Below are 13,900 nucleotides of genomic sequence, written 5' to 3' on the forward strand. Positions count from 1 at the left end.
CATATCAACAAAAACCTTGTAAAAAACAAAGAGGGCAAAATCATTAAGATTTTGCCCTCTTATAATATTGAAGAAAAGCGAAAATTATTTCGCCAAAGCAGCTTTAAGATTTTCATCTAAAGCAGCTAAGAATTCTTCAGTATATAAATAATGCTCGCCATGATTCACTTTATTTCCGTGAATACAAACTGCTAAGTCTTTAGTCATTTTACCAGATTCAACTGTTTCAACACAAACTTTTTCTAACGTTTGGCAGAAGTTGATTAACTCTTGGTTATCATCTAATTTACCACGGAATTCCAAACCACGAGTCCAAGCGAAGATAGAAGCAATTGGGTTCGTTGAAGTTGGTTTTCCTTTTTGGTGGTCACGGTAGTGACGAGTAACAGTACCATGTGCTGCTTCAGCTTCCATTGTTTTTCCGTCTGGAGTAATCAATACTGAAGTCATCAAACCTAATGAACCGAAACCTTGTGCAACTGTATCAGACTGAACGTCTCCATCGTAGTTTTTACAAGCCCAAACGAAATTACCATTCCACTTCAATGCCGAAGCTACCATGTCATCAATCAAACGGTGTTCGTAAACAATACCTGCTTCAACGAATTTCGCTTTGTAATCTGCTTGGTAAATTTCTTCGAAAATATCTTTGAAACGACCATCGTATTTTTTCAAGATGGTGTTTTTAGTAGATAAATATAAAGGCCATCCTTTGCTTAATGCCATGTTGAAACATGAGTGAGCAAAACCTCGGATAGACTCGTCAGTGTTATACATTGTTAAAGCTACACCGTCGTTTTTGAAGTTGAATACTTCAAAAGTTTGTGGTTCAGAACCATCTTCAGGTGTGAAAGTAACTGTTAATTTACCTTTTCCTTTTGTTAAGAAGTCAGTAGCACGGTATTGGTCACCAAAAGCGTGACGACCAATCATGATTGGAGCTGTCCAGTTTGGTACTAATCTTGGAACGTTAGAACAAACGATTGGCTCACGGAAAACAGTACCATCCAAAATATTACGAATTGTTCCGTTTGGCGATTTCCACATTTGTTTCAAGCCGAACTCTTCAACACGTTGTTCGTCTGGAGTGATTGTAGCACATTTGATACCAACACCATATTCTTTGATAGCATTTGCTGCATCAATCGTAACTTGGTCATTAGTTTCGTCACGGTATTCCATTCCTAAATCGTAGTATTTAATATCTACATCTAAGTAAGGAGTAATCAACTTATCCTTAATGAATTTCCAGATAATTCGAGTCATTTCGTCGCCATCTAATTCAACGACAGGGTTCGCAACTTTAATTTTTTCCATTGTGAAATATGCTAATTGGGAATTTTGAACTTTAATTGTTTGAATTAATTCAAATTTCTTTTATTTAAAGAATGATTTTGGGGCAAAGGTAATCAATGAATTAATACGGAATGTGTTTTGTTTCTCTAAATTCTATATAGATTGGCTAAGGCTTGAAAAAAATACAATTTTAAGTGCCTGAAAATAAAAATATTGGAAAATAGGGTTGTTAATAAAACTAACATTCAGTTGTTTGATAAAAATACATCATTACTGCTTATAAATACCTCTAGAAAAAGCCTTTTAACCAAAATAGTAATAAAGGCTTTGAAAAGAATAACAATTAATCTACTTACTTTGTATTTTAATTAAAGCAAAATGATATTAATCAATAGTATTTGTGGAAGTCAGAAAAATAAATCCTAACGATACTTGGTCAATCCGACAAAGCGTAATGTGGCCAGATAAACCACTAGCTTATGTGCAATTAGAAGAAGATGAAAGAGGGGTGCATTTTGGAGTATTCGAAAATACTGAATTGCTTTCTGTTGTATCCTTATTTTTAGAAGAAGAAAATGCCCAGTTTAGAAAATTTGCTACAAAAGTAGCTCATCAAGGCAAAGGTTATGGTTCTGTATTACTTCAAGCACTGATTGAAGAATGCGAAAAACAACATATAAAGAATCTCTGGTGTAATGCCAGAGTAAGTGCTTATCCGTTTTATCAAAAATTTGGTTTTGAAATCGTGTCGGAAACTTGGACAAAAGATGGAATTGAGTTTGTGAAGATGAGTAGAACATTTTAATCTTTACGACACCAGTGGGAATCGAACCCACATCAAGCGTTTATGTTTTGAGTAAAACACTGAAAACCCAAATTTAATTTTAATTAAAAATGACTGATTATATATTAAGAATTGATTGTACCGACGAAAAGGGACTTGTTCATAAAATTACAGGAGTACTTTTTTTTAATAACCTTAATATTGAACGTACCGACGAGTTTGTAGATGTTGATAACAATCTTTTTTTCATGCGTGTAGCTTTTTCTGGCGACTGCGACCCAGAAAGAATTGAAGATGGACTAAGAGGAATTTTGCCAAGTACTGCCAATATCGACCTTACGACCAAACAAGTAAAAGATGTAGTAGTATTGGTTACCAAAGAACATCACTGCCTTTCAGATTTATTGATTAGAAATGAATTCAACGATTTGCCATTTAATATTTTAGCAGTCATTGGCAATCATGAAGTATTACGTCCGCTTACAGAAAAATTTAATATACCATTTCATCATGTGCCAGCGGAGGGAATTACCCGTGCTGAACATGAGAAACAGATAGAGGAGGTAGTGACAAGCTACTCGCCAGACTATCTGATTCTTGCCAAGTTTATGCGTATCCTCACGCCAGAATTTACCAAGAAGTTCAGTAAGAAAGTTGTCAATATTCATCATTCGTTCTTGCCTGCTTTTATAGGGGCTAATCCCTATAAACAAGCACACCACAGAGGTGTAAAAATTATTGGTGCAACAGCGCATTTTGTAACAGATGATTTAGATGAAGGACCAATTATTTTTCAAGACATCACAAGGGTAGACCACACCAAAAATGCCTTAGAGATGGCTCAGGCGGGACGGGATGTAGAGAAAATAGTATTGGCCAAAGCCTTGAAATTTGTTTTTGAAGATCGTGTGTTTATTCATGGCAACAAGACGATTATTTTTGAGTAAAAAGTTAAATCAAACTACATTGAAATTATCAATCATCGTAGCCGTTGCTGAAAACGGCGTTATCGGGCACAATAATCAACTAATTTGGCGATTGCCCGAAGATTTAAAGATGTTCAAACGACTTACAACTGGGCATCCAGTGATTATGGGGCGTAAAACCTTTGAATCTATCGGTAAACCTTTGCCAAATCGTACTTCCATTATCATTACCAGAGACCAAGATTTTCAAGTGGAAGGCTGTATAACCGTTCATTCTTTGGAAGATGCTATTGAAGCAGCTAGTGAGATAGAAGATAACGAAACATTTATCATTGGTGGTGCAGAGATTTATCGTCTGTCCTTGCCTTTTGCAGATAAAATTTATCTGACAGAAGTGCATCATGCTTTTGAAGGAGATACTTTTTTCCCATCCATTGATAAAAATATTTGGGAAGAGGTAAGTAGGATAGACCATGAAACCGACGAGAAGCATTTGTATAGATACTCTTTTGTGGAATTGGAGAAATAATTTGAAAATTTGAAGATGTGTTGATTTGAAAATTAGGATTTAAATTTTCGTGCGTTAACATTCTTCAAAATTTTCTTTAGACTAAACGAATATTTTAAATGATACAAATAGCGGACAAAGCCATTGATATTCAAGCTTGTATAGATGCAGCACAGTCAGAACGTGCGGGAGCAGTGGATGTATTTATCGGAACTGTCAGAAATCATAATAATGCCAAAGAAGTAGTAAGACTCATCTTTGAAACGTATGATACGATGGCTGTCAAAAAAATGCAAGAATTAGCCGACCAAGCCAAAGGAAAATGGGAGATTGAAAAAATTGTAATGATACATCGCAAAGGAACGTTAGAAATTGGTGATGTGGCCGTGGTAATTGCTGTTTCCACACCACATCGAGCTGCATCTTTTGAAGCTTGCCAATGGCTAATCGATACCCTGAAACAAGTAGTACCTATCTGGAAAAGAGAGGTTTATAAAGATGGTGAAGAGTGGCTAGAAGCCCATCCCTGATTTATAAAATCATCAGGTTACAACCGCGAATATCTGAATTGTCAAATCTGCCTAATACCCTAAATTGTCCAGTGTCAGGGATAAATGAGCCTAGATCTTTGGTTTCAATAAATGAGCAAGAGTCTACATTGGCCAAATCAATTACATTGATGCCTCCTCGGGTTTGATGTTCAACATTAAAAGGGTCGTTTACATCTCTTAATAAGATTTTCATCGAAGGAGGTAAATCAAAAATACCCTCGCCAAAAGAATATCCTTGCGATAATAATTCGGTCATGCCATATTCTGAATGAATTTTATCGACATAAAAGGCATTCGTCAGTATTTCATGTACTTCTTCGCGGAGCAATTCTTTTCTTCGTCCTTTCATACCGCCTGTTTCCATTACTGTTAAGTGTTGAAATGTTTGAAGAAAAGATAAGTCTAAGCCCGCTTCGGCAAAATCTAGTAAGCCAAAGGTCACCCCGATTAATAATATTTTTTTAGAAGAATCCTCTGAGGCAATTCTTTTTAAGGTAGTTGCTAGTTCGTTGTAATTATTGAGATAAAACCCTGAATCTGGCGATTTACTTTGTTTGATAAAATGCTCAACCATATATACCAAAGAAGAATTGTTTCGCTCAAGATAGGAAGGGAGCAATGCCAGAATTTGAAATTCGGAGAGTTTACCATAGAATTTTTCAAAAATCTGCTCGGCAATTTGCAAATAGAAATCAGGGTCGGCTACCAAGTGTCTTGATGTATTTTGCCCTGTCGTTCCGCTACTTTCAAAAATTACTTTTGGCTGTACTTCACCACTGAGGATGGTCTGAGTTTTGAAAAATTCAATCGGTAAAAATGGAATGTCTTTGATTGACTCAACCTTTGATACATCAACTTGTAGATATTTTAAGTACTTTGCATAAGTAACGTTATTGTGAGCTTGAAAACGGAAAATGTTTAGTGCCAAGTCATCAAAATTTTGTGTATTTACGTTGAGTACGCTTGCTTTTAATTGTGCTGATGTTATCATTTTGGGGTCGATTCGTGAAATCAATCTAATATCGTTCTGCAAAATTAAGCAAATCATTAACTTTACAGAACAATAAAACAACAAGGAAGCGAGGAAAATCGTTATACCGTTAAAATGTTTTTAAATGCTATGAGAAAGAACTTATACATCTTTAGTTTTTTAGTGCTTATGTTTTCTTGTACGGGCGTACCAGATTTTAGTAATATACCCAGTATTTCATATAATAATGTTCGTATTATCACTACAGAGAAACCAACTCAATTAGGGGTGACTAAAAAAGACTCTGTGATTATTTCTATTAACTTTCAAGATGGTGATGGTGACTTAGGATTTAATGCTCAGGAATTTGCAGCTTTGCAAAAAAAATATGGGTTAGATGTCAGAACTTTCTTGATTGATTTATATGTAAAAAAGAATGGCAAGTTCGTATTGAGCGACCCTAGTGTGAAATTTGGAGGGAATATATTATTCCATTTAAAAGATGGTACTAAGGCTGGTCCTATCGAAGGCGTTGTAGATTATTCTGTCAATTTTGAATACCTTAACTTCGCAGGGATACCTAATCTAACGGGTAAAAAGGATACAGTGAAGTTTGAAGTGACCATTAAAGACAGGGCGATGAACACAAGTAATACTACTGAAACCCCTGAGGTTGTTATTTTTAATAAATAGAATCAGTTATAAAATATTACGCTCAAAATTGGCATGGCTTCGGTCATGCCAATTTTGTTTTAGCTTAATCAAGCTTTCTAACAGCCTTTTCCTCTATTTTTTTTATCTTTGACAATAACATAGAAAGCTTTTATATTTTGTATAAAAAACATTCCAAAAATCAACCAATCAACAACCAAGCCCCATAATATTCGTGAAAAAACTGCTTTATATTGCCTTCATCATTATTTACGCTGTGAATACTCCAGTGTTTGCACAAAAAAAGAAAGTTAGCTTAGAAGATATTTGGACTAAATATACTTTCAACCAAAAACAAGTAGAAAATGTCAATTGGATGAAAGATGGTGCATTTTATACTGCCCTTGATAATGGCAAAGTTATCAAATATCAAGTGACAGATGGTGCGGCGGTAGAGACCATCTTTAATGAAGCAGTAAGTGTAGAAAATCTAGGAAAAAAAATAGTAATAGATGACTACGCACTTTCTGCAGATGAACAAAAATTATTGATAAGTACAGAATCAGAGCCTATTTATCGACGTAGTTCGAAAGAAGAAAATTTTGTATATGATTTGAAAACAAAGAAACTTGTTCAACTTTCTAGCGGAGGGAAACAAATGTTTGCTACTTTTTCTCCTGACGGTTCTAAAGTAGCTTTTGTGCGTCAAAACAACTTATTTATCGTAGATTTAAGTACTATGACAGAGCAGAAAATTACGAATGATGGAAAATGGAATCATATTATCAATGGTGCTTGCGACTGGGTTTATGAAGAAGAATTCTCTTTTGCTCGTGCCTTTCAATGGTCACCCGATAGCAAGAAAATAGCCTATTATACTTTTGATGAGAGCAATGTACCAGAATATAATTTGCAAATGTGGGGTAAATTATATCCTACAGATTACCGTTATAAGTACCCAAAAGCAGGAGAAGCAAATTCTAAAGTAGCTATTTCGGTGTATCACCTGAATGAAGTAAAAAGCACTAAAATGGATATTGGTTACGATACTGATATTTATGTGCCAAGGATTCGCTGGACACAGGATGCTAATGTGTTGTCTATCACAAAAATGAATCGTTTACAAAACCATTTGGATATTCTTCACGCTGATGCTTTAACGGGTAATACTAAAGTAATCCATACAGAAGAAAGTAGAACCTATGTAGATGTTGAACATTTTGCGGATGATTTAACGTATTTGTCTGACGGGAAATCATTCATTGCATCTTCGGAAAAAGACGGTTTCAAACACCTTTATCATTATGATATTACGGGTAAATTGATACAGCAAATCACCACTGGTAAATGGGAAGTAGATGATTTTTATGGGATTGATGAAAAAACAAAAACACTTTACTTTACGTCTACCGAATTATCTAATACCGAACGCCAATTATTTAGTATTTCTTTAGATGGGAAAAACAAAAAACAGCTTTCGCAAGAGAAGGGAATGAATAGTGCTAATTTCAGCAATGATTTTAAATACTACATCCTCAATCATTCGGCGGCGAATAGTCCAGTAAAGGTAAGTTTACACAAAGCTCTCTCGGGACAGTTAGTAAAAGTGTTAGAAGACAATGCTGAACTAAGAAAAACCCTTGAAACTTATGATTTAGCCAAAAAGGAGTTTATGACCATCACAACATCTGAAAACATTGAGTTGAACGCATGGATGATTAAGCCTACTAATTTTGACCCTAAGAAAAAATATCCAGTATTTATGTTTCTATATGGTGGACCGGGAAGTCAGCAGGTATTAAATCAGTTTGATAGTTTTAATTCATTTTGGTATCAGCATTTAGCTCAGAAAGGATACATCGTTGCTTGTGTAGATAACCGTGGTACTGGTGGAAAAGGAGCAGATTTTAAGAAATGTACTTACCTGAACTTAGGAAAACTAGAAGTAAAAGACCAAATAGAAGCTGCAAAATATTGGGGAAATTTACCTTATGTAGATAAAACTAGAATCGGGATTCAAGGATGGAGTTATGGTGGATATATGTCATCAAATTGTTTGTTCCAAGGTGCTGATTATTTCAAAGCAGCCATTGCTGTTGCTCCAGTTACGAACTGGCGTTTTTATGATAGTATTTATACTGAAAGATTCTTAAGAACTCCTCAGGAAAATGCAAAGGGCTATGATGAAAACTCGCCTGTTACCTATGCTAAAAACTTAAAAGGGAATTTTCTATTAGTACATGGAACGGGAGATGATAACGTACATTTTCAGAATTCAATAGCCCTAGAAGAAGCGTTGATTAAGGCTAATAAACAGTTTCAATCGTTTTATTATCCAAACAAGAATCATGGTATTTATGGAGGTAACACTCGTTTCCACCTTTATACAATGATGACTAATTTTATTGAGAAGAATTTATAAGGGCTATGGGCTATCGGTCTTCGGCTTTTGGCTGTCGGTGACCTAATAATTATTCCTAGCGAGTGACTTAAGTCACTCGCTAGGAATAAAGAATTTATTATACCTTTTAATCATTCGCATCACCATGAACCTTCGTTTTTTACTACTAGTAGCCTGTCTACTTTGCCTGCATAATACTTTTGCCCAAAATATTACTAGTCCCGAAGAACAAGGACAAATAAAGCAAGTGATAGCCGATGAGGCTAACTATTTTAATGCAAGGAATTTTGAAAAATGGAGCCTTTGTTTTCGACAAACAGCACAAACCTATTGGGCTGAGGTAGATAAAGAATTAACAGCACAACAAGAAAATTGGGATAATATCAGCAAGTTTGTTATTACTTATTTCGGTCAGAACCCTAAAGTGACTAAGGCAAGTTATACCAGAGAGAATTTTAATTTTAGAAAAGTAAATCCAACCTATGTATGGCTTAGTTTCGACCAAACAAAAATCACAGACGGTAAAAAGGTAGCAACCAAAGAGCTGAGGATAATGGAATTGATAAAAGGCGAGTGGAAAATCGTAAACCGAACAGGCTTTTCAGTCAATACCGAGAAAAAAGAAGAAACAGCTAAAACAGATAAAAACTGGAAAACCGAAGTGCTTGATAAGGCGGAGAAAAAGTTGAAAGAGACAAAACCGACTAAACAGTAGCACGACTTTACAAGTCGTGTAATTAAAAAGGGCAAATTCATTCAAAATGAATTTGCCCTTTTTAATAGCCAAAGCCTTTAACTAAATCACAGGCGTAGCAAATATTTTAACGTCCTCTACTGTAATTAATTCATTACACATAATGACTAATCTCTCGACAACGTTTCTTAATTCACGAACATTCCCTGTCCAAGGTAAAGTTTGTAAATACTCCATGGCTTCTTTTTCAATTTGCTTAGTTGGTTGTCCATATTCATCGGCCACATCATTAAGAAATTTATCTACTAACAAAGGAATATCATCTGGGCGTTGTTTAAGTGGGGGTACATATATCGGAATCACACTTAAACGGTGATACAAATCTTCACGGAAACGTCCTTCTGCAATTTCTACTTGTAAATTCTTATTGGTCGCTGCAAAAACACGCACATTGATTTTGATTTCCTTATCACCACCTACTCGCGTAATTTTATGTTCTTGTAAAGCCCTCAGCACTTTTGATTGTGCCGAAAGCGACATATCACCAATTTCATCTAAGAATAGTGTTCCGCCATCTGCTTGTTCAAACTTGCCAATTCTTTGTTTAACGGCAGAAGTAAAAGAGCCTTTTTCATGACCGAACAATTCTGATTCGATTAATTCAGCAGGAATGGCAGCACAGTTTACTTCAATCAAAGGCATTCCTACTCTATTACTTTTTTCATGCAGACGCTTCGCAACCATTTCCTTACCCGCCCCGTTAGGACCAGTAATTAATACACGCGCCTCAGTCGGCCCCACACGGTCTGCAATATCTTTTACTTTTTGAATAGCGACAGATTCTCCAACAATTTCATTCAATCGGTAAACTTTTTTCTTCAAAACTTTTGTTTCTATGATCATTTTACCGCGCTCTACTGCATTTCTTACAGTTACTAAAAGACGATTCAGATCAGGCGGTTTAGATATAAAATCGAAGGCTCCACGTTTAGTGGCTTCTACTGCAGTTTCTACATTTCCAAAAGCCGAAATCATGATGAATTGTGTGGAACGTCCCAATTCTGTTGCTTTTTGAAGTAGCTCTAGTCCATCGATTTTAGGCATACGAATATCGCAAAGCACCACATCATAGTCGTTTTGCTTGAACATCTCTAGTCCTTGTTCACCGTCGTTTGCTTCGTCAATATTATAGCCTTCATACTCTAGTATGTCTCGCAGAGCACCTCGAATCGCTTTTTCATCGTCAATAATTAATAATTTCGCCATGAATTGGAATTGGGGATTTTGTGCAGCTTCAATTTTAAGGTATTTATGCTGTGAATTTAAGAAGTAATCATTAAAAATACTTAATTTTATCCTCTTTACTTTGCTCTTTCTACCAAATTTATAATGAAAAAAGCAAAATTTGCATCAAGAATTAAATTTGGCTCATAGTTTTACCATATTTTTTTGCTTCAATTAAATTCAATTCCTCTCGGTTAAGTAATCATTTATTGAAATAGACGCTCATTTTTACTTTAGGTCACCTAGCCGACAATGCGATTGTTTGGATATTTCCAAATTTGTGATGTAATCAACATCATAAAACAATGAAATCGCTTCTCATCATTTTCTCAAGTATTGCTTTACTAAGTTCATGTGTCAAAAATATTGAACTCATTCCAGTAAATAATGTACAGCCTCCTGAAATAAAAGAAGGAAAAGAATTAGCTACAGGTATGTTTTCAAATGGTGCGCATGCAGTTTCAGGGACAGTTAAGATCATTAGCGATAGCAATAACGCTGACAAGAAATATTTATCCTTTGAAAACTTTAAAACTGAACAAGGACCAGACCTATACATTTATCTAGCCGAGGATACTCGTTCAACCAATTTCGTAACCGTAGTAAAACTTGATAAAACAGGTACGTTTGTATTGGATGTTCCACAGGAGGCTAAGCTTGATAAACAGAAATACGTATTGGTTTGGTGTCGGCAATTTAGTGTATTGTTTGGAAGTGCCAAGTTGTTATAGTGAAATTTTTAAATGAAATAATTAAATTCAAGCATAATGAAAAAAATATTTGTATGTTTATTGTTGAGTCTTGTCTGTATCAAAGGTTTTGCTCAAGGCTATGATACGTCTTATAAAACAGCCGATTTGGCTTTAGCTACAGGAACAGGATTTTCTCCGGCACTATCATATACTCAAATGTTTGGTATCGGCAAATCTTATCGTTTCAAAATAGGATATGGAGTACGATTAACGTCTTTTTTTGCGAATGATATTCAGTTACGAACAGCTCCCGCAAGCCTAACCTCGGGTACATCCAATTTTGCAGCATTAGTATCAGATGATATTGTAGCAAATATTGATACCTTTAGTATAAAAAAAGTACAAGCTAACGCATTAAATCTTACTATTAATTTACAATACGCCCTTACTCAAAAATTAGAAGTTGGTATCAATATAGATGCTATTGGCTTTAGTTTTGGTACTAAGCAGTCAGGCGATTTAATTGCCAAGGCTTCAAAGCGAAAGTTCAATGATGGTACTGTCGTTTCAGAGGCTAAACCAACTAATTTTAATCTATTATTAGTAAGCGATTCAGACAAAGGTAGTTTAAACTCAGAATTATTTCTGCGCTATTTGGTAAATAATACAATAGGTATACGGGGTGGTTTAAGTTTCTTTTTTGTCGAATATACTTCCGATAAAAAAGTATCTGTAGCCAACCAAGAAAACGACCGATGGCGCTATAAAAGCCTTTTGCCAATGGTGGCAATTTCCTATAAATTTTAGAAGTTATGAAAAAAATCTTAATCTGTTTGCTCTTCGTAAATATCAGCACCTTTGCACAACAATGGAAACCCGTAACCGCAGGGGTCACATTTAAAATAAAAATGTTAGGCTCTACCATCAATGGTAAATTCAGAGGATTTTCAGGAGTGTTGAAATTCGATGCAAATGATTTAAATAATGCAAGTTTGGTGGCTTCTGTAGAGGCGTCTACGTTGGATACCGACAATAATATCCGCAACAGACATTTGAAGGAAAAGGAAGATTTTTTTAATGTAGCTAAATATCCATCCATTAAAATGAAATCTACAAAGATTGAAAAATTCGGCAATGACTTTGTCGGATATTTTGATTTGACGATTAAAGAAACTACCAAAAATGTCAAAATACCATTTACATTCAAACAGGAAGGGAACAATGCTACCTTTTTAGGAAGTACCACCATTAACAGGAGAGAGTGGGCTGTAGGAGGAGGAACGCTTGGCATGAGTGAGGATGTGACATTTACAATTTTAGTCAATGCCGTGGTTCAGTAACTAGAAAATGTTTACAAATTATTGCTTTCAATTCACATAAAACTATAAAAAGATGCTCCAAAAAATTAACATTGAGATTATCAAACAGCTTGCTGATTTGATGGAGAGTTTAGAAAACGAAGTGTATAAAGATAATCTTGCCCCCTTGCATTATCATTCAGTTGGACAACACGTAAGGCATATTACTGAATTTTACTTATGTCTTTTAAAAGGGTACGAAACAGGAATGGTAAACTATGATGCCCGTGAACGAGATTTACGCATAGAAAGGGATAAGGGTTTTGCTTTGGAAGTATTAGAGAATGTAGCCAATCGCTTGGATTTTTACCAGCACGATAGAACATTAACCCTTCAATCTGCATTCGGTTTAGAACAGGCAATGGATATTTCAAGTAGCTTTTTTCGCGAACTTACTTACCTGATAGAACATACTATTCATCATCTGGCGATTATCAAAATTGGGTTGAATGAAGTGTATCCAACTATTCAAATTTCCTCTGACTTTGGTGTAGCTCATTCTACCATTAAACATCGCAAAATGGCTGAAGCCTAAAACAGATTAAAATTTCATGTAAATCAATACCAACTCATTTATTAAAAATGTGTGTACTTACTTATTTGCCTAATAAAAATGGTTTTTTCTTGACCAATAATCGAGACGAAGCCCTTGCACGCCCCAAAGCGATACCTCCAAGGAAGTATGTTATCAGTGGCAAACAGGTTTTTTTCCCGAAAGATGCACAAGCTGGGGGTACTTGGTTCGCCACTTCTGATGACTTTACGCTTTGCTTATTAAACGGAGCATTTGAAAAACATCAGCACAATCCTCCTTATAAACAAAGTAGAGGGCAGGTGATTCTGGATTTTTTCAAGTTTAATTCGACGGATGACTTTTTGGCACAATACGAATTTGAAGGAATAGAAAATTTTACTTTGATAGTTATTCATAACGACAATGAAAATATAAAGCTATGCGAATTTCGTTGGGATGGCAAAGTTTTACATCATGCTCAGAAAGATGCGAGTAAGGCACACATTTGGTCATCGGCTACCTTGTATAGTGATGAAATCAGACATCAGCGAGAGCAATGGTTTGATGATTTTCAAGGTAAACATCCTAATTATAGTCCTGAACAAATAATTGATTTTCACCTCTATGGAGGAACAGGCGACGAGGAGAATGATATGCGTATAAACAGGGAAAATCTGTTAGTAACACAATGTGTGTTTCAAGTAGTAAAACAAAATCAATATTTATCTTTCTCTTTTCATGATTTGCTTTCTGAACAAGCGTTGAAGTATAGAGTATTGTAAGGTATTGATGCTTGTTTTTAGTACCTTACTTGCAAGACACTAACTGTGCGTATCTTTGCATTGTATAATGTAAGCTCAAGAAAATTAGTAATGAATACAAAATATTTAATGGTTGCTAGTGCTGTAGTGATGGGACTGATTGGTATCTCATGCACATTTTTCCCACAAGAAATTATTGCTTCTATAAGTGGGAGTGAAACTACATTTCCTGTTTTAATCTTACAAGTACTTGGGGCATTATATCTGGGTTTTGCCATGATGAACTGGATGGCTAAAACCGTTTTAATCGGTGGAATTTATGCTCGACCATTAGCAATGGGTAATTTAATGCATTTTGCTATTGCAGGCATTGCTTTATTAAAAGCAGCAATGCAATATACTGCTCTTTCTTACCTATGGTTTATTTGTTTGATATATGTATTGTTTGCGTTATTATTTACCTACGTTTTCGTTACAAGCCCAGTAAAGAAGTAAGCGTATTAATGATAA

At 35.3% G+C, this 13,900-nt stretch carries 16 protein-coding genes; 13 read left to right on the forward strand and 3 right to left on the reverse strand.

Translation table 11 applies throughout. The features are described from left to right. Positions 1 to 84: 84 nt before the first annotated feature. A complete protein-coding gene (locus tag J2Y60_RS01970) occupies positions 85 to 1,317 on the reverse strand; it encodes an isocitrate dehydrogenase (NADP(+)) (RefSeq protein ID WP_309912268.1) in 1,233 nt (410 codons plus the stop codon). A 379-nt stretch (positions 1,318 to 1,696) separates the two neighbouring features. On the opposite strand from J2Y60_RS01970, the gene J2Y60_RS01975 reads away from it, so the two are divergent. From J2Y60_RS01975 to J2Y60_RS01990, 4 genes are all read left to right on the forward strand, one after another. Further along, positions 1,697 to 2,101, forward strand: coding sequence for a GNAT family N-acetyltransferase (locus J2Y60_RS01975; RefSeq protein WP_309912266.1), 405 nt, complete (start codon positions 1,697 to 1,699; stop codon positions 2,099 to 2,101). An 89-nt stretch (positions 2,102 to 2,190) separates the two neighbouring features. Then, positions 2,191 to 3,027 (forward strand): formyltetrahydrofolate deformylase, encoded by an 837-nt coding sequence (gene purU, locus J2Y60_RS01980; protein ID WP_309912265.1) that lies wholly within the window; start codon positions 2,191 to 2,193, stop codon positions 3,025 to 3,027. A gap of 19 nt (positions 3,028 to 3,046) precedes the next feature. After that, positions 3,047 to 3,535 (forward strand): dihydrofolate reductase, encoded by a 489-nt coding sequence (locus tag J2Y60_RS01985; RefSeq protein ID WP_309958955.1) that lies wholly within the window; start codon positions 3,047 to 3,049, stop codon positions 3,533 to 3,535. Positions 3,536 to 3,633: 98 nt separating this feature from the next. Further along, a complete protein-coding gene (locus J2Y60_RS01990; RefSeq protein ID WP_309912262.1) occupies positions 3,634 to 4,044 on the forward strand; it encodes a molybdenum cofactor biosynthesis protein MoaE in 411 nt (136 codons plus the stop codon). Between the two features lies 1 nt (position 4,045). On the opposite strand, the gene J2Y60_RS01995 is transcribed toward J2Y60_RS01990, so the two are convergent. Beyond that, entirely contained in the window at positions 4,046 to 5,113 is a 1,068-nt protein-coding gene (locus J2Y60_RS01995) for an acyl transferase (RefSeq protein ID WP_409014204.1), read from the reverse strand. A 72-nt stretch (positions 5,114 to 5,185) separates the two neighbouring features. Between J2Y60_RS01995 and J2Y60_RS02000 the strand changes: the two genes are divergently transcribed. The 3 genes from J2Y60_RS02000 (at position 5,186) to J2Y60_RS02010 (ending at position 8,802) form a co-directional block, all read left to right on the forward strand. Beyond that, a complete protein-coding gene (locus J2Y60_RS02000; protein ID WP_309912258.1) occupies positions 5,186 to 5,728 on the forward strand; it encodes a hypothetical protein in 543 nt (180 codons plus the stop codon). 193 nt (positions 5,729 to 5,921) lie between these two features. Next, a complete protein-coding gene (locus tag J2Y60_RS02005; RefSeq protein WP_309912256.1) occupies positions 5,922 to 8,108 on the forward strand; it encodes a S9 family peptidase in 2,187 nt (728 codons plus the stop codon). Positions 8,109 to 8,232: 124 nt separating this feature from the next. Continuing rightward, on the forward strand, positions 8,233 to 8,802 hold the full coding sequence (locus tag J2Y60_RS02010; protein ID WP_309912255.1) for a hypothetical protein: 570 nt from the start codon (positions 8,233 to 8,235) through the stop codon (positions 8,800 to 8,802). 81 nt (positions 8,803 to 8,883) lie between these two features. On the opposite strand, the gene J2Y60_RS02015 is transcribed toward J2Y60_RS02010, so the two are convergent. Then, positions 8,884 to 10,047 carry a sigma-54 dependent transcriptional regulator gene (locus J2Y60_RS02015; RefSeq protein ID WP_309912252.1) on the reverse strand — a complete coding sequence of 388 codons (1,164 nt, stop codon included), beginning with the start codon at positions 10,045 to 10,047 and terminating at the stop codon, positions 8,884 to 8,886. Positions 10,048 to 10,370: 323 nt separating this feature from the next. On the opposite strand from J2Y60_RS02015, the gene J2Y60_RS02020 reads away from it, so the two are divergent. From J2Y60_RS02020 to J2Y60_RS02045, 6 genes are all read left to right on the forward strand, one after another. Next, the gene (locus J2Y60_RS02020; RefSeq protein WP_309912250.1) at positions 10,371 to 10,796 is read left to right on the forward strand and encodes a DM13 domain-containing protein; all 426 of its coding nucleotides are present in this window, start codon (positions 10,371 to 10,373) and stop codon (positions 10,794 to 10,796) included. Positions 10,797 to 10,832: 36 nt separating this feature from the next. Beyond that, entirely contained in the window at positions 10,833 to 11,564 is a 732-nt protein-coding gene (locus J2Y60_RS02025) for a hypothetical protein (RefSeq protein ID WP_309912248.1), read from the forward strand. A gap of 5 nt (positions 11,565 to 11,569) precedes the next feature. Continuing rightward, positions 11,570 to 12,097, forward strand: coding sequence for a YceI family protein (locus J2Y60_RS02030; RefSeq protein WP_309912246.1), 528 nt, complete (start codon positions 11,570 to 11,572; stop codon positions 12,095 to 12,097). Between the two features lie 52 nt (positions 12,098 to 12,149). Further along, positions 12,150 to 12,650, forward strand: a complete 501-nt coding sequence (locus J2Y60_RS02035) for a hypothetical protein (RefSeq protein WP_309912244.1) — start codon at positions 12,150 to 12,152, stop codon at positions 12,648 to 12,650. Between the two features lie 47 nt (positions 12,651 to 12,697). After that, on the forward strand, positions 12,698 to 13,411 hold the full coding sequence (locus J2Y60_RS02040; RefSeq protein WP_309912243.1) for an NRDE family protein: 714 nt from the start codon (positions 12,698 to 12,700) through the stop codon (positions 13,409 to 13,411). A gap of 90 nt (positions 13,412 to 13,501) precedes the next feature. After that, the gene (locus J2Y60_RS02045) at positions 13,502 to 13,885 is read left to right on the forward strand and encodes a hypothetical protein (protein ID WP_309912241.1); all 384 of its coding nucleotides are present in this window, start codon (positions 13,502 to 13,504) and stop codon (positions 13,883 to 13,885) included. The last annotated feature ends 15 nt before the right edge of the window (positions 13,886 to 13,900 follow it).

Source organism: Arcicella sp. BE140, from assembly GCF_031456255.1.
Classification (GTDB): domain Bacteria; phylum Bacteroidota; class Bacteroidia; order Cytophagales; family Spirosomataceae; genus Arcicella; species Arcicella aquatica.

Coding starts and splice junctions, on each gene's coding strand:
- J2Y60_RS02040 (WP_309912243.1), top strand. CDS start 12,698: ATGTGTGTACTTACTTATTTGCCTAATAAAAATGGTTTTTTCTTGACC.
- purU (WP_309912265.1), top strand. CDS start 2,191: ATGACTGATTATATATTAAGAATTGATTGTACCGACGAAAAGGGACTT.
- J2Y60_RS02035 (WP_309912244.1), top strand. CDS start 12,150: ATGCTCCAAAAAATTAACATTGAGATTATCAAACAGCTTGCTGATTTG.
- J2Y60_RS02010 (WP_309912255.1), top strand. CDS start 8,233: ATGAACCTTCGTTTTTTACTACTAGTAGCCTGTCTACTTTGCCTGCAT.
- J2Y60_RS02045 (WP_309912241.1), top strand. CDS start 13,502: ATGAATACAAAATATTTAATGGTTGCTAGTGCTGTAGTGATGGGACTG.
- J2Y60_RS02020 (WP_309912250.1), top strand. CDS start 10,371: ATGAAATCGCTTCTCATCATTTTCTCAAGTATTGCTTTACTAAGTTCA.
- J2Y60_RS02000 (WP_309912258.1), top strand. CDS start 5,186: ATGAGAAAGAACTTATACATCTTTAGTTTTTTAGTGCTTATGTTTTCT.
- J2Y60_RS01970 (WP_309912268.1), bottom strand. CDS start 1,317: ATGGAAAAAATTAAAGTTGCGAACCCTGTCGTTGAATTAGATGGCGAC.
- J2Y60_RS02030 (WP_309912246.1), top strand. CDS start 11,570: ATGAAAAAAATCTTAATCTGTTTGCTCTTCGTAAATATCAGCACCTTT.
- J2Y60_RS02025 (WP_309912248.1), top strand. CDS start 10,833: ATGAAAAAAATATTTGTATGTTTATTGTTGAGTCTTGTCTGTATCAAA.
- J2Y60_RS01990 (WP_309912262.1), top strand. CDS start 3,634: ATGATACAAATAGCGGACAAAGCCATTGATATTCAAGCTTGTATAGAT.
- J2Y60_RS02015 (WP_309912252.1), bottom strand. CDS start 10,047: ATGGCGAAATTATTAATTATTGACGATGAAAAAGCGATTCGAGGTGCT.
- J2Y60_RS01995 (WP_409014204.1), bottom strand. CDS start 5,113: ATGATTTGCTTAATTTTGCAGAACGATATTAGATTGATTTCACGAATC.